This window comes from Enterobacter cloacae complex sp. 370H10 (assembly GCF_050031535.1).
Classification (GTDB): domain Bacteria; phylum Pseudomonadota; class Gammaproteobacteria; order Enterobacterales; family Enterobacteriaceae; genus Enterobacter; species Enterobacter intestinihominis.
The window spans coordinates 38,295-55,920 of the sequence record NZ_JBLGWG010000001.1; the positions used below are offsets into that span (position 1 = coordinate 38,295).

Below are 17,626 nucleotides of genomic sequence, written 5' to 3' on the forward strand. Positions count from 1 at the left end.
TAGTCTAAGGAGAACGCATGGTCTGGATAATGCTGGCAACGCTTGCCGTGGTATTTGTGGTTGGATTTCGTGTCCTGACCTCAGACTCCCGCCGCGCCATCAAACGTTTAAGCGAGCGGCTGGGCATCACCCCGATGCCAGTCGAGTCGATGATCGATCAGTTCGGTAAAACGCCGGGCAATGAGTTTATCCGCTACCTTGAGCGCCCCGACGAGGCACATCTGCAAAATGCGGCGCAGGTGCTGCTCATCTGGCAGGTCTGCATTGTCGACGGCAGTGAAGAGAATCTGCATACCTGGCACCGTATGCTGCGTAAAGCCCGCCTTGCCGCACCCATTACCGATGCGCAAATTCGACTGGCACTTGGCTTTATGCGCGAAATGGAGCCCGATCCGCAGGAGCTGAACGCCTTCCAGCTGCGCTATAACCAGCTATTTCTGCCGGAAGAAGGTGTGTTTTATCTGCATTAAGCCTTTTTGGCGCACAAGATATTCTGAGCGTTCAGGATCTCCTCTCTGTTTTCATTGAGGCGAGTTGCAGCATAGATATCAATATTTAATCTCTTTGCCTCATCGTCCGTTAGTTCGCGATAGCATAGCCCCTCCTGATTGAAGGTGCATTTTGACTGAGGCAGCAGCGCAAACCCTTTCCCTCTTGCGATACGGCTTAGCATCACGAGGGAATCATCCGGCTCTTTAATACGCTTCAGCGGCGTTTTCAGCGTGTCAAAGTAGCTTTCGCATTTGTCATAGAATGACGGATTAGCGCTTCTCGAAAACCAAAAAAGTGGAAGATCGCTAATGTCTTGCAGCGAGACTTTCTCTTTCAGACTGGCAGGATGTAAAGAAGGCATTGCGATGAGCAACGGTTCCTGGCATACCCAGCGGTATTGAACAATGTCTTCATGACCCGTCCCTTTTTCCCCGGTCAGCACCAGATCCAGCATATTTTTAGACAAGCTTTGCAGCAGCTGTGCTGACGTCAGGTCGGGCGTTTCAACGTCATCTCCGGCGTTCATTTTTTGAAGCTGGGTATTTACAGGTTCAATATATTCAAAATTAAGCGTGCGCGTGAGACCGATGCGCAGACTCGTTTCTGAAGAGTGAGGGTCTTCTTTTAAGCTGCTGATGTCTTTGAGTATTTTTTCTGCCTGAACGACCAACGCTCGACCTGCTTCAGTAAGGCTAACGTCATGCGTGCTGCGACTGAACAACTGACGTTTCAACACCGCTTCAAGACATTTTATCTGACGCGTCAGAGGCGGTTGAGTCATGCGCAGACGTTCGGCAGCCTTACGAAAGTTCAGTTCATGTGCAACAGCGAGAAAGCATTGTAATTGTTTGATACTGGGCAGGTTATTGCTGATTAAATGTTCTGCTGTAGCCATACGTGGGTCCTAAGTGCGAAAAGGTATTTCGTCTTTTTCCATTTCGATATTACACGCTTAATGCTGGCAGCAAAACCCGTTTTAACAGTAATACAAAAAATATATTACAAATTTAACAATTCCAATAGTTTCCTGTATTGATAAATTTCTATCCGAATCCTCACTTAATCAATACTCGGAGTAATTATGTCGTCTAAATATGTACTGGTATCACGCTTCCCATTAAAAAACACTTTTTCTGAAAAAGAATTTACTTCCTTAAAAAGCAGTGAAACCGTTCGCTACTATACCTGTGAAGAAAACGGCGTTAATGAGTTGTTGGAATTACGCGCATTCAATGATATTAAAGAGATTGCATGGGTTGAGAATGAAATGGAATCCATGTTCCATCGTTTCTCTGAGGTTCTTTCTGCCGATATCCGTCGCGAACTGCTTAAGTTTGTTGAATCCCCAATTGATAATAAAAATAGCTTGCCAGAATCAAATTATATTCAACTCCGACACGTCGAAGTGCCTGCGCATAACTATCAGCAGTACCGTCAGTGGCGCGATGAAACCATTTTTAATGTTGTAAGAGATAACAAAGATAAGATTGAAAGTTTCGAAGCGTTTCATTCACTGATCAGCGGTGTTCCGGGTGTAATGTTTATCTCCTCATTCAACGGCGATAAATCAGCATATAAAGAAGCATTTACCAATGCGCGTTATCAGGAAATTATTCAACAGGCCGGCGATAACTTCATTACTGGCGGTAACGACGGCCTTTATACACGTATCTATCGTGCTTGCTGTTGTTGAGGGACAATGAATGAACTGTAAAAAGTTGGTAGTTGTTGGCGATAAATTTAATGAATTTGCCAATGGTAAAGATGTACTGACTATATCTCAGCTAGAATTATTGACTCAAATCCCTGCGAATATCATTGATAAAGAACATGAAATTATTGTTGGGCAGGGCGTGCGCAAGGATTTTGCTGGAAAGGTAATTTCAAATCAGGCAAGAAATGCGATCCATGGTAATAAGTTGAAAATATGCTCTCTGGAAAAACTGGTTAGCGACAAAAAAAATGCTTATTGCCATAAAAGACTGGAACAGAATGTACTTATAGGACCTGCGGAACAAGCTGAGCATAACCACGATCTTTATGCGATGCCGCTGTTAATCGATGAGCGTTGCGAATTGATGGCGGATCATCAGACGGGGCAGCATATTCAGGGAATGCTCCTGGTTGAAGCCAGCCGACAGGCCTTTATTGGCGTCACCGAAGAATTTATTTACCAACAGGAAAGCGGACGCTATTACGTCATTAACAGCATGGCAATCAATTTCGCCAGTTTCCTGTTCCCTTTACCGGCGCTGGTCCACTTTGAATTTCTTGAAAAAGATATTAACGACCGCCGGGGGCGTTTCAAGGCTCAGGTTCGCGTCACTCAGCACCAAACGCTTTGCGCGACAATGGATGTCTCGTTCACCGTTTATCCTTCCGCCCTGATTACAGAGAGAGAGAAATCTCTGGCTGAGGTTGCCATGCAGGCGACCATTGTTGAGCAGCAAGGGGTGACTCAGGGGGTAACGCATGCCTGAATTGCGTAGCCAGAAATACCGTCTGGCTGCTACCACGCAGGGGCCGCTTTACCCCCCTGCGGAGGTCATGGACGGGAAGGGTAATTTTGTCGTGGTTGGCATGGTGCCAGGAGATAATGGACTGCAGTGGCGAAGCGTCATTGTCTCTCCGGACAGCCCGCTTCCGGCATTTGGGGAAGTCGCACCCTATAACATTCTGTGCGATCTGAAAAAGATGACTCAGGACGCGTTGAAGGACATCATTCTTCATACTCTTCCTTTACCCATTCCGATGAACAACTATCGGATGATTTTCTCCCCAGAACAGCGGCCGCAGGCCAATAATGAAATAAGGCCTGGCCTGCCACTTCATGAAGGCTATATCGCGGATTATCGAAGCAGCGATGGAAAGCGAGAGATCGAGCCAGTGACCCTCGCTGCCTGGCTAGAGGCAGAGGGCACCTTTGAGGTCACATTGTCCGAAGATAAGAAACGAGCCAGGTTCACGTTTTCGTTCCGGAGCCTTGTTCCGGATAGCGTTTACACCGTGATGAGTCTCAGGGAAAACGATCTAGCCTCGGAGGATCCGAGCAGGCCAGGTCCGCTGGGAATACCCAACGTATTTATAACCGATAGCGAAGGTAATGCCGAATATTGGGCAGAGTTGACCGATCCTTTTCCGGCTCCGGCGAGGAAAGGAAACAGAATTATTAACGTAGTCGTACTTTATATGAGCTCGCGTCAGAGCTACGGCGGTGCAATTGGCTTTTACGGTCTTGGTGGCGATATCCATGCCCAATTAAAACTCAAAGGCCGTTCCTTCGATGAATTTACAACTATAGAGTGAGAAAAGTATGCCATTTGTTCATGTTATGACCTGGCCTGCGAAAGATGAAAATCAAATCATCAGACTCCAGGAAGATATTACATTTGCCGTTCACAAAAATACGGGTGCGCCGCTCGATAAAATTTCCGTGGTGGTTTCTGAAATTGCCCCTTCCCGCTGGGCGGATGCAGGCGTGTCTGGGAAGGATAAAGATTTTCCTGTTAAGAGTCGAAGAAAAAACTACGAGGAATAAAGTTTGCGTAAACATGCCGCTTTTTTTGATGTTGATGAAACGCTTATAAATATTAAAAGCATGTTTGATTTCTATGATTTCTGGTGCAGGGAAAATAATCAAAACGATCGTCTTCAACGCTATATGTCTCGTTTTCGCGCCGACGTAAAAAACGGTGTGCTAAGGGAGACTCTGAACCGAGAATATTATCGCCAGTTTAAAGGTGTGTCTTGTCGTTATCTGGAAGAAATGGGTGAGAAGTGGTTCAGGCGTAAGCTGGAAAGCGAGTTTTTTATTGAGAGTGCTGTTTCAGCCCTTAAAAAACATCAGAATCAGAACATGTATACCGTATTTATATCGGGCTCTATGCTTCCGATTCTTTCACCTATTGCAAAATATCTTGGGGTAACGGAAGTACTCTGTGCGCCGGTGATAATAAATGACGCAGGTGAGTTGACGGGTGAAATCGGCCTGCCTCAAACAATTGGAACAGGTAAAAAAGACGCGCTTTTAGCCTTTTGCGATGATAAAGAGATTAACCCCGCGGATTGTTATGCCTACGGCGACGATCTTTCGGATATTCCAATGCTTGAAGCCACTGGCCATCCCGTGTGTGTGGGAAAGCATTCCGCGCTTACCAGATATGCAACTGAAAAAAATTGGCACATTATTTAAATCCTTATTGAGGTAAGTAGTATGACTTCAGAACTCTCTCCGCAAAATATGACGTTAAGGTCATGGCTTGCTTTATTCATTCTGGCTATTTCAACCTTTACTATTGTCACCACCGAACTGGCGCCAGTCGGATTATTAACGCCAATCGCAGAGGGGCTACAGTCTTCGGAATCTGCGGTGGGCATGACCGTGTCGCTTTATGCTTGGGTGGGGGCGTTGAGTGCGCTGTTTGCCTCCGTCTGTTTAGGAAATGTGTCCAGAAAGCGGCTTTTACTTGTGCTCACCGTGGTGCTTCTGGTCTCTAACGTTATGGCTGCGACGGTAAACGTCTATAGCATGCTGCTTAGCGCCCGCGTACTGGGTGCGCTCGCTCACGGCGCATTCTGGGCGATGATCGGCGCGACGGCGGTGGCTATGGTCCCTGCCAGATATATAGGGGCCGCGACGTCAATCGTATTTGGTGGTGTTTCCGCAGCAAGCGTTTTTGGCGTACCGGTATCCAACTATATTGGTATTCACTTCGGCTGGCGTCAGGCATTTTGGCTGATGGCCGCGCTGAGCGTAATTGCCTTTGTGGGTATTAGCGTTCTTGTTCCCCGGATTACCAGCAAAAGCGCGCTCGGGCTGGATGCGCTTAAAGGCGTGCTGAAATCATCAACATTATGGAAAATCTACTCAGCAACCTTGCTGGCTGTGACAGCTCACTTTGCCGCCTTTACGTACATTGAACCCTGGCTACACACGCAGAGTTCACTGTCCACCACCATTATTCCTGCTGTGCTTTTTGTTTACGGCATCGCGGGACTTGCAGGTAATTTCCTGACCGGCGTGTTGATTGATAAGTATCTCAAGCTGACGGTCTCTTTGTCTGTACTGCTAATCTGTGCAGTGCTGTTGTTCCTGGGCCTGTCTGGTTCCTCGCTCTCTGCTGCGTTGATCTTCACAAGTATGGTTATCTGGGGTGTCGCCGTATCAGGAATATTTGTCGGTTTCCAGACGTGGGTTTTACGTATGGCAGAGGATAAAGCCTTCCCGGCCTCCGCAATCTACGTTTCGTTTTTCAATACCGCCATTGGTATCGGTGCGTCAGTCGGTGCCTGGATGGTTTCATCATTTTCAATGCCGCTCCTGTATATCGTCGCCGGTACGGCCATCGGTCTGTCCGTTCTGCTTGTCGCGGTTATTCCGGCAACGTTGACCGCAAAACAATCCCGTATGGAGAAATCTTATGAGTCAAATTAATGACCGCACGCGTTATGGCAGAGAGATTATGGACCGTCTTGAAGCGGGGCTCGCGGATAAAGTCACCCGCCGCCTGAGCGAGCTGGACCCGGGGCTGCCCGCCCTGATTACCGACTATGCGTTCGGGGATGTGGTGGGTCGTCCGGGACTGGATCTCAAAACGCGCGAAATGTTGACCGTCGCCTCGCTTGTGACGCTGGGTAATGCCATGCCGCAGCTAGAACTGCATATGAGAGGCGCGCTCAATACCGGCGTGACGCCGGAAGAGCTGCTTGAAATTGTGATACAGATGGCGGTATATGCTGGCGTTCCCGCCTGCATGAATGGTCTTACTGCATACCGCGCGGCAATGGCCGCGACGGGCCATACCTTGCCAGGACTGAAGGGAAGTGACGCATGAGCGAGATTGTTATTATTGCAGCCCGCCGCACGGCGACGGGCGCATTTCAGGGCGCGCTTGCGGAGCATTCAGCCTCTGACCTGGGAAGCCGCGTCATTCAGGCGCTCCTGAAAGAATCTGGCGTAGAAGCCAGTCATATCTCTCAGGTCATTATGGGACAGGTTCTTACTGCGGGGTGCGGCCAGAACCCGGCCCGACAGTCGGCACTGAATGCTGGATTGCCCGTAGATACGCAATGCCTGACGGTAAACAAAGTGTGCGGGTCCGGGCTTAAGGCGGTCCATCTTGGCATGCAGGCGCTGAAGACGGGTGAAGCTGAGTTTGTTATCGCCGGTGGTCAGGAGAGTATGTCCAACGCGCCGCATATCGCCACGACGTCGCGTAGCGGAACGCGGCTGGGTAATATTACTCTCAAAGATAGCCTGGTTTCTGACGGGCTCTGGGATGCCTTCAACGATTATCACATGGGTATCACCGCAGAGAATGTTGCGACGGAGTTTGGTATCAGCCGCGAAATGCAGGATGAATATGCCCTTGTCTCTCACCACAATGCGCTTGAAGCGCAGGCGCGTGGCATTTTCGAGCGTGAAATTATCCCTGTTGAGTGGCAGACGCGAAAAGGTGAAACGATAAGCGTGGAGAGGGATGAAGGACCCCGTGCAACCAGTATCGAAAAATTGACGAAACTGAAGCCTGTCTTCCGAAAAGAGGGTACGGTGACGGCGGGAAATGCTTCATCGTTGAATGACGGTGCCGCTGCGGTCCTGCTTTGTACGCGTGAGACTGCCGAAGCGCGTGGCTTGCCGGTTCTGGCATCGCTGGGCGTATTTTCCAATTCCGGTATCCAGCCGGCATTAATGGGTGCAGCCCCGATTCAGGCCATTGCCGACTGTCTTTCCCGCTCGGGATGGAAGCCTGAGGATGTCGATCATCTTGAATCCAACGAAGCGTTTGCCGCCCAGGCGCTGGCCGTGATTCAGCAGACCGGGATTTCTCCGGATCGTATCAATCCATACGGCGGGGCAATCGCGCTTGGGCATGCGATAGGTGCATCTGGCTGCCGAATTTTGGTGACGCTGGTTCATTCCCTGATCCGTAATGATGCCAGGCGTGGCGTTGCCGCACTGTGCGTTGGCGGCGGGGAAGGCGTCGCGTTGAGCGTTTATCGCTAACGGCGTATCTGTGAATATAAAAAAACCGGGGAAACCCGGTTTTTTATTTTCAAGATGCTGTATCAGGCATTCACGCCCTTCATACCCTCGGCAGAATAACGATCGCCTTTAATCGCTACCCGGCGATGAAGGTTGTTCAACGATTCGATATCGCTCTTCTCAAGCACAGTATCGGCAGCGCGCGCGTTTTCGGCCAGATAGTTGACGTGCTTAGTACCCGGAATGGGAACCAGCCGATCGTATTGTGCTAACAGCCAGGCAAGCGCAATCTGACCTGCGGTACAGCCGTACTTTGTCGCCAGTGGGGTAATGATATCGAGCAACTGGCGATTATGATCGAGGCTGGACTGAACAAATCGTTCGTTATTCTTGCGGAAATCACCTTCTGCAAAATCGTTGTTGTTCAGGTATTTTCCCGTCAGGAAGCCTCTGCCAAGAGGTGAGTAGGGCACCAGGCCAATACCTAGCGCTTTCACGACCGGCAAAATGTTTTCCTCGATGTCTCGTGTCCACAGAGAATATTCTGTTTGCAATGCGGTGACCGGATGCACCGCATGAGCCCGTTGCAGCGTTGAAGCCGACACTTCGCAAAGGCCGATGTGGTTGATCTTGCCCTCTTTAACAAGGGTGCGCAGACAATCCATACTCTCTTCGATCGGGGTTGCGTTGCTCACTCTGTGAAGATAAAAGAGGTCGATTCGTTCCACGCCAAGCCGCTTTAGGGACTCATTACAGCAGCGGATGATATAATCAGGCGTATTGTTGATAGTGCGGGCGTAGGACTCGTCAGGAGAGCGATCGATGCCGCACTTCGTGGCGATTTTAAACTGCTCACGAGTGCTTTTATCCAGACCGGCAAGAAAATGACCAATCAGTCTTTCATTATGACCACGACCATATAAATTTGCGGTATCAATAAACGTCACATTTAGATCGATAAGGCTATGCAATACCTGTAGTGAGGCTTTGTCATTAGTCTGGCCATAAAATTCACTCAGACCCATGGCACCGTAGCCGACGGCACTGACGGTAAGATTTTGAGATAAAGTACGTGTTTTCATAGTTTCTCCTTTTCAGACGCTATGATTGTTTCACCTCAATTGTGGTTACTGAATTTTCATTTTCGTTATGCTGAAAAGGTATCAGTGACCGCCGATCTGTCTTCCGAATCTTTAAAAACGGCAAAAGTTGTCAAATCGTTAAATTCGTCACACTTTTGATGATAAACTGCGCGACTTTTCCGCACGTTTTTATCTCAGGTGATGCCATGACAGAACATATCCAGCCCACGACTCCGCCGCAGGCCAAAGAGGTGTCTCGCCCCAACTGGTCGGCGGTTTTCTCCGTGGCGTTCTGCGTCGCCTGCCTGATCACCGTTGAGTTTCTGCCGGTCAGCCTGCTGACGCCGATGGCGCAGGATCTGGGCATTTCCGAAGGCGTGGCGGGGCAGTCCGTTACCGTCACCGCCTTTGTGGCGATGTTCGCCAGCCTGTTTATCACCCAGGCGATTGGCACCATTGACCGTCGTAAAGTGGTCATTCTGTTCAGCGTGCTGCTGACGCTCTCCTGCCTGCTGGTCTCTTTCGCTGAAAGCTTCACCCTGCTGCTGCTGGGTCGCGCCTGCCTGGGGCTGGGGTTAGGCGGCTTCTGGGCGATGTCGGCCTCGCTGACCATGCGCCTGGTGCCCGCGCGCACCGTGCCAAAAGCGCTGTCCGTTATCTTCGGCGCGGTCTCTATTGCGCTGGTGATTGCCGCGCCGCTGGGCAGCTTCCTTGGTGGGATTATCGGCTGGCGTAACGTCTTTAACGCGGCGGCAGTGATGGGCGTGCTGTGCATTATCTGGGTGTGGAAAGCGCTACCGTCTCTGCCGGGTGAAGCGGCGCACCACAAACAGAACATGTTCGCGCTGCTCAAGCGTCCGGGCGTGCTGGCGGGGATGACCGCCATCTTCATGGCCTTTGCCGGGCAGTTTGCCTTCTTTACCTATATTCGCCCGGTGTATATGACCATGGCGGGCTTTGACGTGGATGGCCTGACGCTGGTGCTGCTGAGCTTCGGTATCGCCAGCTTCGTCGGCACCTCACTGTCGTCTCAGTTCCTGAAACGCTCCCTGAAGGTGGCGCTGGCGGGTGCGCCGCTGGTGCTGGCGATCAGTGCCGCGGTGCTGGTGCTGTGGGGCAGCGACAAGTGGGTCGCATCGGCGATTGCGATTGTCTGGGGCTTTGCCTTTGCGCTGGTGCCGGTGGGCTGGTCGACGTGGATCACCCGCTCGCTTGCCGATCAGGCGGAAAAAGCCGGGTCGATTCAGGTGGCGGTGATCCAGCTGGCGAACACCTGCGGCGCGGCGGTGGGCGGCGTAGCGCTCGACCATCTGGGGCTGACGTCACCGCTGGTGATCTCCGGTACGCTGATGCTGCTGACCGCGCTGCTGGTGGCGGGGAAGGTTAAGGCGAAGTAGTCAATTTTCCCCCTCACCCTAACCCTCTCCCCGTAGGGGAGAGGGGACTGCTCGGTGCTGTCTTTTCACCCTCGCCCCTTTGGGGAGAGGGCCGGGGTGAGGGGACATTCGCTTACGCCGATGCCTTAACCCTTCTGCGTGAATCCATCGAAATCAGCACCACCGACGACACAATCAGCAGCGTTCCCAGCCAGTCCGGCAGGGTGAATGCCACCCCCAGCAAAACCACCGACAGCAGCGCGCTGCTCAGGGGTTCGGCGCAGCTCAAAATGCTTGCCTTCGGCCCACCGATCATCTGCGCGCCCTTCAGATACAGGCTGAACGTCAGCGCGGTGCCAATCACCACCAGGTAGAAAAACGCCAGCAGCAGGCCGCCGTCAATGGCGAAGGTGGTGCCGCGTCCGGCGTAGAACGGCGTCAGCATTAGTCCCGCAATCAACATACTCCAGCCGACAATCGGCAGCGTGCCGTAGCGGGCGATAAGCGTTGATGGATAGGTGGTGTAAAACGCCGCAGCAAACGCCGAGGCGATACCGAAGAACAGTGCGGCAGGCGAGATGGAGAGCGACGTCGGGTCGCCGTGGGTCACCAGCAGGAAGGTACCCACAAGCGATGTCAAAATCGCGGATAAGACAAATATGCCGGGACGCGTTTTCCGCGCCAGGGCGAACCACGCCACGATGATGGTTGGCGACAGGAACTGAAGCACGGTGGCCGTCGCAGCGTTGGATTTTTCAATCGTCAGCAGGAAGGTGAGCTGCACGGTGAGCGCGCCAACCAGTGAGAAAAACAGCAGGCTGAGGGCGTCTTTGCGGTTTTTGATGACCGAGAAAATCTTGTCGCCGTGAACGAAGGAGAGCGTCAGCAGGATCACGCCGGTAAACAGCAGACGAACCATGGTCAGGTAAGGCGAAGAAATGTGGCTTTTCTCCATGATGTACTGCGCGCAAACCCCGGAACTGCCCCATAAAACGGCGGCGATCAGGACGTTGAGCATCCCTTTGCGTGTGGAACCCATGTTCTCCCCTGTTATGTTGTCGTTAATTGGCCAACAGCATAGCATGGTTGTGTGCGGCCTGATGCCCTCACCCCTGCCCTCTCCCACGGGGAGAGGGGGAAAACCGTAGGCCGGGTAAGCGTAGCGCCACCCGGCATGTTGTTGACCTTAGAACCACGCCTCCCACATCGCGCCGACGTTGAAGTCGTCCAGCGTCTCATCTTTGGTGTTGTTCACGCGCGCGGTGCGTTCGTTGTCCACTTTGCCGCCGGTCACGTAGAAGCGCAGCATCGGACGGAACTCCGGCCCCATGGCGATAGACATGTTCTGCGACAGGGTCAGCTTCCAGCCCTTGTTGTCGCCGCCGTTGTCGTAATCTACGTGCTGCCAGCCCGCTTCCAGCCAGGTGGAGTGAACGTCGTTCCACCAGTGCATCGGGCGCACGATGGCGTTGTAGTTCTTACGGTTGTCGGTGTCATCACGGCTGTTGTCATAGTCGTGGAAGGCGAGGATGTACTCCACCTGCGTGGCCTGGGTGAATTTATACAGCCCTTCGAAGCTGGCGTAGACCGTGGTCAGGTCTTCGGTTTTATTGAACACGCTGTTGTCCGAATTATCGGAGTAGCGGGCGATCACCTTGTTCACACCGCTGTCGTTGGTGTGGCTCAGCACCACGCCGCCCTGCCAGGCGTTCAGACGCTCGTCGCTCTCAACGGCTTTGGAGTCAAAACCGTAGTTGGCGTACAGCTCCAAGTCGATCGGGCCGAGCTTCATGCCGTGGATTTTTGAGGTGGCAGCGTAGTTGCCCTTGTCACCCGTGCCGGAACCGCCGGTACAGGTGATGCGCGACGGGTTGGCTTCATCTTCCATCACTTCCGGGCTACATGATTCCACCGCCGCCACGGCAGCCACGTCGAACTGCACACCGCCGATGTCGAAGTTCTTCACCCCGGCGCCCTGGCCATCGTGGTTCATCCAGAAGTAATCGTTGATGCCCTGCTGCGGACGCTGGTGGAAGTCACGACCGGCCCAGAAGTAGGCGTTCGGGTTGGAGGCCATAATGTTGGTCACCCCGGCGTAAGCTTTTTTGAGGTTAACTTCGTCGCCCCAGTGGTCGATCATCACGTTGATGTCCCAGATGGCGCCGTTATCACCCTTGAAGGCCTTGGAGAGCTGGAATTCCCCGCCGTTGCCTTCGTTACCCAGACGACCAATCGCGGACGCGCCGTTGTAGGAGCCGTCCACCGCCACATACTTCTGGTCAGCGGCCTGGAAGTGCGCGCCGTAGCGGGCGTAGCCGGTAAATTTGATGCCAAACGGAATCGCCATGTCCGGGGATTGCGCTGCGCTCTGCGGCTCGGTGATGACGTCCGCTTTTTTCGCGACCGCCGCATCCATTTTCGCCTGACGCTCGGCCAGGGCTTTATCCACCGCTTTCGCCACAATGGCGTCAATTTGCTCCTGCGTAAATTCTTGCGCGAGCACGGAAATTGGACAAAGCGCGGCGATAACCGCCATGGTTAATGGAAGTTTTTTAATCGTATTCATGGTTATCTCAATATAGTTTAATTTTATTCAGACAATAACCATCCCGCTCCGATCTGACAGAATATGTCGCTATCATCAGAACAAGTGGATTTCTAGTTTTAGGTACAGAGGTATTGCATTAAATTATTTCGCCATAGACTATCTCTGATATAAATGAATAATCTCTTCAGATAATTCACGCGCTAATAGCGAATTCATTAAATGATCCTGCGCGTGCACCATAATTAAGGTCATCGGCTGGCGGGCTTCGCCCGCGTCCTGCTCGATCAGTTTGGTCTGCATCTTGTGTGCCTGGCGCGCGTAGCCATCGGCTTCACGCAGCAGGCTTTTGGCTTCGTCAAGGTTGCCCTGGCGCGCCGCATGCAGCGCTTCGAAGCACAGGCTGCGGGACTGACCGGCGTTGACGATAATTTCCATTACGGCTTCTTCTAATGCGATCATCATTTTTACTCTTTATCAAAGCAATTATTTAAGGCGGTAGCGGCAAACCACTCTCCGCTTTTTTTAATGGTGCGCTGCTGCGTCTCCAAATCGAGCTGAATAAAACCGTAGCGGTTTTTGTAGGCATTGCACCACGACCAGTTATCAATAAACGTCCACATATGGTAGCCCAGACAATTGCAGCCTTCGCTAATACCTTTATGCAGCCACGCTAAATGCTCAGAAATAAATTCGATGCGGTACCGATCGTTTATCTGGCCGTTTTCAATAAAGCGCTGCTCGTTTTCGACACCCATCCCGTTTTCAGAAATAAAACAGCGGGGGTTACCGTAATTGTCGCGCAGGTTAACCAGAATATCGTAAATACCCGGCTCGTAGATTTCCCAGCCGCGGTACGGGTTCATCTTACGGCCCGGCATCTCGTAGCTATCAAAGAACCACTCCGGCATAAACGGCGCCTGCGGGTTCACCGCGCTGTCGCGACACTTCACGCGACGCGGTTGATAGTAGTTAACGCCGAGCAGGTCGATTTTCCCTTCCGCAATCAGGAAACCGTCTTCCGGCTTGCAGGCGGGTAGCTGATCGTAAGATTTCAGCAATGCCACCAGGTCGGCCGGATACTCCCCGCGCAGCACCGGGTCGAGGAAGCTGCGGTTAAACATCAGATCCGCGATATGCGCCGCCTTCACGTCCGCCGGGTTCTGCGAACGCGGGTATGACGGCGTCAGGTTCAGCACGATGCCGATCTCCCCCGCGTAATGCCCGGCGCGGTAAGCCTGAACGGCCTTCGCATGGGCCAGCACCGTGTGATACGCCACGGTCGCCGCCCGACGAAAATCCACCACGTTCGGGTAATGGAAATCGTACAGATAACCGCCTTCCACCGGCACGATCGGCTCGTTGAAGGTAAACCAGTGCAGCACGCGGTCGCCAAACAGCTCGAAGCAGATCTGCGCATAGCGGGCGTAGGCGTCCACTACGTCACGGTTTTCCCAGCCGCCTATCTCCTGCATCGCCATCGGCATGTCGAAATGGAACAGGGTGATAAACGGCGTGATGCCCTGTTCATTCAGCTCATCAATGACCTGATTATAAAAATCGACCGCGTCCGGGTTCACTTCACCGATACCGTCGGGGATCAGGCGCGCCCAGCTAATCGAGGTGCGAAAGCTGTTGTGGTTCAGCTGCTTCAACAGCTGAATGTCCGTTTTCCAGTGCTGATAAAACGTGGAGGTATGCTGCGGTCCCACGCCGTTGTGAAAACGGTTCGGCTCGCGGGCAAACCAGTAGTCCCACGTGGTTTCACCCTCTCGTGTCCCTTCCGTCTGGAGAGCGGAGCTTGCGCTGCCCCACCAGAAGTTATCGGGAAATGCGTATTTCATGACCCTTCCTCTTTGACTTAATTGCTAACTGTTTCAGCGGTGCCGACGGTTGCCTGGGCTTTCTGCTCTTCATTTTTGATGAGCGTACGCTCATAGGCGCGCAGGAACGGCAGGTACATCAGCGCCGACATCACCATGCAGACCAGGCACATCACCACCGGGCTCAGCGCCCAGTTCGCCGCCCACGAGGCGCCAATCGGCGCGGGCGTGGTCCACGGGGTTAACGAAACCACCTGGGCCAGCCAGCCGAGTTTGGTTGCGCCGTACGCCAGGCAGGCATTGACCAGCGGAACAAACACGAACGGGATAAACAGCATCGGGTTCATGATGATCGGCGCGCCGAACAGAATCGGTTCGTTGATGTTAAAGAAGCTTGGCACAACGCCCATTTTGCCGATGGTGCGCAGGTGAGTGGCGCGGCTGCGCAGCAGCAGGAACGCCAGCGGCAGGGTCGAGCCTACGCCGCCAATCAGCAGGTAGTGATCCCAGAAACCTTGCAGATAAACGTGCGGCAGCGCCGCGCCCGCCGCCAGCGCCGCCTGGTTTGCAGAGAGGTTCGCCATCCAGAACGGGTTCATGATGCCGGTGACAATCAGCGACCCGTGGATACCGGCAAACCAGAAGATCTGGCACAGCAGAACGGAGAGCAGAATCGCGGGCAGCGAGTCAGACGCGGACACCAGCGGCTCCAGCAGGTGCATAATCGCCTGCGGGATGATCATCCCGGTCTGCGCTTCAATGAACAGGTTCAGCGGATGCAGGGTACCAATCACCACCATCACCGGGATCAGGATCTCAAACGAACGCGCCACGCCGGTCGGCACCTCTTTCGGCAGGCGGATGGTGACGTTGTTCTGCTTCAGCCACGCGTACACACGGGTGGAGTAGATCGCGGTGATAAGCGCAGTGAAGATGCCCTGACCCGACAGATACTGCGTCGAAATTTTGCCGTCGGCATACGGCGCGGCGACCAGCAGGAAGGCCATAAAGGCCAGCAGACCGGACATCACCGGATCGAGGTTAAACTGACGTCCCAGGCTCGCCCCAATCCCCACCGAGATGAAGAAGGTCATCACGCCCATGCTGAGGTTAAAGGGCAGCATCAGCTGTTCGCGGTAGGTCTCGGAGAAATCCAGCCAGCCGCGGGCGAAGCTGTTGGTGGTATCCGCCGAAAACGGCGGGAAGATAAACACCAGCATAAACGAGCCGATGATCATAAACGGCAGCGCGGCGGTAAAGCCGTCGCGGATGGCAATCACATACTTTTGCTGACCGAGCTTCGCGGCCAGCGGCGTAATTGACTGTTCAATCACCGCGACCATGGATTGATATAACGAACTCATGTGAACACCTTTTAGTGTGCCGCTTCGATGAGCGACAGAGCATAGTCCAGTACTTTATCGCCACGCTGCATGCCGTAATCCATCATGTCGATGGGCTGCACCGGTATGCCTTGCGTCGCTGCCTTGTCTGAGAGTGTCTTTAACATGTATTTCACTTGCGGTCCGAGAAGCACCACCTGATAGTGCGGAAACTGCGTATCAAATTCGGATACGCCATACGCATCTATCTTCACGGGCAAGCCCCGTTCTTTTGCAACATCGATCATTTTGCTGACCAGCAGGCTGGTGGACATCCCGGCAGAGCAGCACAGCATAATCTTGAACATCGACGACCATCCTCAAAATGTAAAAAGTTATTGCGATGATGATTGGACATGATACGGAAACCGGTTTCCATTCATAAAAGACAGAAGTGTGACAACCATCAATATCCACTACTTATGACGCTAATTAACCGGATGTGGGTCACATAATTTGGCTGTTTTGACATCAAATTGAGTGGAAACGGAAAATCGGTTTCCATGGAAAACGGAAACGGATATACTCCGTTCTGGCTATAATGTGAGCCGTAGCGGTGATGGAAATTACAGACGCCAGTTGCGTCTGACAGGGGAGAGAGATGTCTACAATCAACGATGTATCGCGTCTGGCCGGGGTGTCCAAAGCCACGGTATCACGGGTGTTGAGCGGGTCGCGTGGCGTTAAAGAAGCCAGCCGACAGGCTGTTCTGAGAGCGGTGGATGAGCTGAACTATCGTCCCAACGTGATCGCCCAGTCGCTGCTCAGCCAGTCGACGGGCTGCATTGGGGTGATTTGCGCGCAGGAGAACATTAACCAGACCACCGGTTACCTGTACGCGCTGGAAAAACACCTCAGCCAGCATCAAAAACATCTGCTGCTGCGTTTCGCACACACGAAAACAGAAGTGATGAACGCCCTTGAAGAACTCTCCTGCGGCTTATGTGATGACATTCTGGTGATTGGCGCGCGTTTCCCGCTGGACGTGGACATGAACAACGTCATTCTGGTCGACTGTATGGAAGCCGATAACGCCAACAGCATTCAGTTCGATCACGCGTTCGCGGCTGAAACGGCCTGCAACTATCTCACCAGCCAGGGGCGTCGCCAGATAGCACTGATCCACCCGCACGGCAGCGGCTTTGCCGATCAGGTGCTGCTGGGTTACAAACATGCGCTGGAGAAAAACTTCCTGCCCTTTAATCGCAACCTCGTGTTTATGGACGCGACTTCATCGTCCGTTGCGCTTCAGGAATTACTCAACAACGCGTCCACGCTGAACTTCAACGCGCTGCTGGTGGCAGACGAGCAGGAAGCCCAGCGGGTGATCCCGCAGTTACAGGCGTTTAATAAATCGGTACCGGAAGACATCATGGTCTTCAGCCTCGGCGGTTCGCTGCATCTCCCGGGTATTCCGGTGATCCCGGCCATTGAGTATTCCATGGACGCCATGGCGGCGCGCATCGTGAGCTGGCTGACGGCGAAAACGCAGATGCTGGGGTCGTACGTGCTGCGTGGGGATTTGATTATTCCGGATGTGCGGAAGCGTTAAACATGTGATGTAGGCCGGGTAAGGCGCAGCCGCCACCCGGCGCTCAACCCTCAGTAATCTTCCATACAATCCACCTGACTTACTGCATCCCAGTAGGCGTCCAGGTTGTCACGCTTCACGGCGGTGATGGCATTTTTGATCAGCAGCTGATTGGCCTCAGACGACAAAATCATCGCCTGCCAGGCCTTATCGCTCTGCTTTTTCTGCGGGGTACAGGTTTTCTTCACATCTTTCAGGACCTGCTGTTTTATCTGGGCCTCTTTCTCCGGAGCGCTCTTCTCCTGCGCGTGAACAAACGCAGCGAAAATCAGGCAAACGAGCAGGCAAACCAGGTGTGCAGATTTCATTGAGACCTCCGGTAAAGTCACAGGCTTTCCCTGAAATGTATC

At 53.0% G+C, this 17,626-nt stretch carries 20 protein-coding genes; 11 read left to right on the forward strand and 9 right to left on the reverse strand.

The features are described from left to right. Positions 1-17 precede the first annotated feature (17 nt). Entirely contained in the window at positions 18-470 is a 453-nt protein-coding gene (locus tag ACQG2Q_RS00195) for a DUF1198 domain-containing protein (RefSeq protein ID WP_014830062.1), read from the forward strand. Here ACQG2Q_RS00195 and ACQG2Q_RS00200 read toward each other — a convergent pair. Further along, positions 467-1,387: a LysR family transcriptional regulator gene (locus ACQG2Q_RS00200; RefSeq protein WP_045308255.1), complete on the reverse strand. Its 921-nt coding sequence runs from the start codon at positions 1,385-1,387 to the stop codon at positions 467-469. The two genes, ACQG2Q_RS00195 and ACQG2Q_RS00200, sit on opposite strands and share 4 nt — an antisense overlap. Before the next feature lie 186 nt (positions 1,388-1,573). On the opposite strand from ACQG2Q_RS00200, the gene ACQG2Q_RS00205 reads away from it, so the two are divergent. The 8 genes from ACQG2Q_RS00205 to ACQG2Q_RS00240 are packed head-to-tail and all read left to right on the forward strand — an operon-like array spanning position 1,574 to position 7,498. After that, entirely contained in the window at positions 1,574-2,185 is a 612-nt protein-coding gene (locus tag ACQG2Q_RS00205; RefSeq protein ID WP_045308254.1) for a hypothetical protein, read from the forward strand. Between the two features lie 10 nt (positions 2,186-2,195). Continuing rightward, positions 2,196-2,972: an AfsA-related hotdog domain-containing protein gene (locus ACQG2Q_RS00210; protein ID WP_045308253.1), complete on the forward strand. Its 777-nt coding sequence runs from the start codon at positions 2,196-2,198 to the stop codon at positions 2,970-2,972. Further along, the gene (locus ACQG2Q_RS00215; RefSeq protein ID WP_045308252.1) at positions 2,965-3,798 is read left to right on the forward strand and encodes a hypothetical protein; all 834 of its coding nucleotides are present in this window, start codon (positions 2,965-2,967) and stop codon (positions 3,796-3,798) included. Before ACQG2Q_RS00210 ends, ACQG2Q_RS00215 begins: the two co-directional genes overlap by 8 nt. Positions 3,799-3,805: 7 nt before the next feature. Then, positions 3,806-4,030 (forward strand): 2-hydroxymuconate tautomerase, encoded by a 225-nt coding sequence (locus ACQG2Q_RS00220; RefSeq protein ID WP_045308251.1) that lies wholly within the window; start codon positions 3,806-3,808, stop codon positions 4,028-4,030. 3 nt (positions 4,031-4,033) lie between these two features. Further along, complete coding sequence (locus ACQG2Q_RS00225; RefSeq protein WP_063148197.1) at positions 4,034-4,684, forward strand: HAD family hydrolase; 651 nt, start codon at positions 4,034-4,036, stop codon at positions 4,682-4,684. Positions 4,685-4,705: 21 nt separating this feature from the next. Beyond that, positions 4,706-5,926 carry an MFS transporter gene (locus ACQG2Q_RS00230; protein WP_063148196.1) on the forward strand — a complete coding sequence of 407 codons (1,221 nt, stop codon included), beginning with the start codon at positions 4,706-4,708 and terminating at the stop codon, positions 5,924-5,926. After that, a complete protein-coding gene (locus tag ACQG2Q_RS00235) occupies positions 5,913-6,326 on the forward strand; it encodes a carboxymuconolactone decarboxylase family protein (protein ID WP_028014973.1) in 414 nt (137 codons plus the stop codon). Before ACQG2Q_RS00230 ends, ACQG2Q_RS00235 begins: the two co-directional genes overlap by 14 nt. Continuing rightward, positions 6,323-7,498 (forward strand): acetyl-CoA C-acetyltransferase, encoded by a 1,176-nt coding sequence (locus ACQG2Q_RS00240; protein WP_045308247.1) that lies wholly within the window; start codon positions 6,323-6,325, stop codon positions 7,496-7,498. Before ACQG2Q_RS00235 ends, ACQG2Q_RS00240 begins: the two co-directional genes overlap by 4 nt. A gap of 62 nt (positions 7,499-7,560) precedes the next feature. Here the strand turns inward: ACQG2Q_RS00240 and ACQG2Q_RS00245 are convergent, their stop codons facing one another. Beyond that, complete coding sequence (locus ACQG2Q_RS00245; protein WP_045308246.1) at positions 7,561-8,559, reverse strand: aldo/keto reductase; 999 nt, start codon at positions 8,557-8,559, stop codon at positions 7,561-7,563. Positions 8,560-8,765: 206 nt separating this feature from the next. On the opposite strand from ACQG2Q_RS00245, the gene nepI reads away from it, so the two are divergent. After that, entirely contained in the window at positions 8,766-9,956 is a 1,191-nt protein-coding gene (nepI, locus tag ACQG2Q_RS00250; protein WP_023298972.1) for a purine ribonucleoside efflux pump NepI, read from the forward strand. A gap of 112 nt (positions 9,957-10,068) precedes the next feature. On the opposite strand, the gene ACQG2Q_RS00255 is transcribed toward nepI, so the two are convergent. From ACQG2Q_RS00255 to ACQG2Q_RS00280, 6 genes are all read right to left on the reverse strand, one after another. Next, complete coding sequence (locus ACQG2Q_RS00255) at positions 10,069-10,974, reverse strand: EamA family transporter (protein ID WP_023305152.1); 906 nt, start codon at positions 10,972-10,974, stop codon at positions 10,069-10,071. 147 nt (positions 10,975-11,121) lie between these two features. Then, positions 11,122-12,501, reverse strand: a complete 1,380-nt coding sequence (locus tag ACQG2Q_RS00260; protein ID WP_022646562.1) for a carbohydrate porin — start codon at positions 12,499-12,501, stop codon at positions 11,122-11,124. A 138-nt stretch (positions 12,502-12,639) separates the two neighbouring features. After that, positions 12,640-12,942 (reverse strand): PTS lactose/cellobiose transporter subunit IIA, encoded by a 303-nt coding sequence (locus tag ACQG2Q_RS00265; RefSeq protein ID WP_014168006.1) that lies wholly within the window; start codon positions 12,940-12,942, stop codon positions 12,640-12,642. A 5-nt stretch (positions 12,943-12,947) separates the two neighbouring features. Further along, on the reverse strand, positions 12,948-14,324 hold the full coding sequence (locus ACQG2Q_RS00270; RefSeq protein ID WP_063148195.1) for a glycoside hydrolase family 1 protein: 1,377 nt from the start codon (positions 14,322-14,324) through the stop codon (positions 12,948-12,950). Positions 14,325-14,341: 17 nt separating this feature from the next. After that, entirely contained in the window at positions 14,342-15,667 is a 1,326-nt protein-coding gene (locus tag ACQG2Q_RS00275) for a PTS sugar transporter subunit IIC (protein WP_022646565.1), read from the reverse strand. A gap of 11 nt (positions 15,668-15,678) precedes the next feature. Further along, positions 15,679-15,993, reverse strand: a complete 315-nt coding sequence (locus ACQG2Q_RS00280; RefSeq protein WP_003861034.1) for a PTS sugar transporter subunit IIB — start codon at positions 15,991-15,993, stop codon at positions 15,679-15,681. 293 nt (positions 15,994-16,286) lie between these two features. Here ACQG2Q_RS00280 and ACQG2Q_RS00285 point away from each other — a divergent pair, with 293 nt between their 5' ends. Beyond that, positions 16,287-17,237, forward strand: a complete 951-nt coding sequence (locus tag ACQG2Q_RS00285; RefSeq protein ID WP_063849892.1) for a LacI family DNA-binding transcriptional regulator — start codon at positions 16,287-16,289, stop codon at positions 17,235-17,237. 50 nt (positions 17,238-17,287) lie between these two features. On the opposite strand, the gene ACQG2Q_RS00290 is transcribed toward ACQG2Q_RS00285, so the two are convergent. After that, positions 17,288-17,584 carry a YicS family protein gene (locus ACQG2Q_RS00290; protein WP_003861030.1) on the reverse strand — a complete coding sequence of 99 codons (297 nt, stop codon included), beginning with the start codon at positions 17,582-17,584 and terminating at the stop codon, positions 17,288-17,290. Between the last annotated feature and the right edge of the window lie 42 nt (positions 17,585-17,626).

Bases quoted from the DNA above. Each gene is read 5' to 3' on its own strand.
- ACQG2Q_RS00195 (WP_014830062.1), top strand. From the start codon at position 18: ATGGTCTGGATAATGCTGGCAACGCTTGCCGTGGTATTTGTGGTTGGA.
- ACQG2Q_RS00285 (WP_063849892.1), top strand. From the start codon at position 16,287: ATGTCTACAATCAACGATGTATCGCGTCTGGCCGGGGTGTCCAAAGCC.
- ACQG2Q_RS00205 (WP_045308254.1), top strand. From the start codon at position 1,574: ATGTCGTCTAAATATGTACTGGTATCACGCTTCCCATTAAAAAACACT.
- ACQG2Q_RS00280 (WP_003861034.1), bottom strand. From the start codon at position 15,993: ATGTTCAAGATTATGCTGTGCTGCTCTGCCGGGATGTCCACCAGCCTG.
- ACQG2Q_RS00200 (WP_045308255.1), bottom strand. From the start codon at position 1,387: ATGGCTACAGCAGAACATTTAATCAGCAATAACCTGCCCAGTATCAAA.
- ACQG2Q_RS00235 (WP_028014973.1), top strand. From the start codon at position 5,913: ATGAGTCAAATTAATGACCGCACGCGTTATGGCAGAGAGATTATGGAC.
- ACQG2Q_RS00255 (WP_023305152.1), bottom strand. From the start codon at position 10,974: ATGGGTTCCACACGCAAAGGGATGCTCAACGTCCTGATCGCCGCCGTT.
- ACQG2Q_RS00265 (WP_014168006.1), bottom strand. From the start codon at position 12,942: ATGATCGCATTAGAAGAAGCCGTAATGGAAATTATCGTCAACGCCGGT.
- ACQG2Q_RS00215 (WP_045308252.1), top strand. From the start codon at position 2,965: ATGCCTGAATTGCGTAGCCAGAAATACCGTCTGGCTGCTACCACGCAG.
- ACQG2Q_RS00260 (WP_022646562.1), bottom strand. From the start codon at position 12,501: ATGAATACGATTAAAAAACTTCCATTAACCATGGCGGTTATCGCCGCG.
- ACQG2Q_RS00245 (WP_045308246.1), bottom strand. From the start codon at position 8,559: ATGAAAACACGTACTTTATCTCAAAATCTTACCGTCAGTGCCGTCGGC.
- ACQG2Q_RS00275 (WP_022646565.1), bottom strand. From the start codon at position 15,667: ATGAGTTCGTTATATCAATCCATGGTCGCGGTGATTGAACAGTCAATT.
- ACQG2Q_RS00210 (WP_045308253.1), top strand. From the start codon at position 2,196: ATGAACTGTAAAAAGTTGGTAGTTGTTGGCGATAAATTTAATGAATTT.
- ACQG2Q_RS00240 (WP_045308247.1), top strand. From the start codon at position 6,323: ATGAGCGAGATTGTTATTATTGCAGCCCGCCGCACGGCGACGGGCGCA.
- ACQG2Q_RS00230 (WP_063148196.1), top strand. From the start codon at position 4,706: ATGACTTCAGAACTCTCTCCGCAAAATATGACGTTAAGGTCATGGCTT.
- ACQG2Q_RS00270 (WP_063148195.1), bottom strand. From the start codon at position 14,324: ATGAAATACGCATTTCCCGATAACTTCTGGTGGGGCAGCGCAAGCTCC.
- ACQG2Q_RS00220 (WP_045308251.1), top strand. From the start codon at position 3,806: ATGCCATTTGTTCATGTTATGACCTGGCCTGCGAAAGATGAAAATCAA.
- nepI (WP_023298972.1), top strand. From the start codon at position 8,766: ATGACAGAACATATCCAGCCCACGACTCCGCCGCAGGCCAAAGAGGTG.
- ACQG2Q_RS00290 (WP_003861030.1), bottom strand. From the start codon at position 17,584: ATGAAATCTGCACACCTGGTTTGCCTGCTCGTTTGCCTGATTTTCGCT.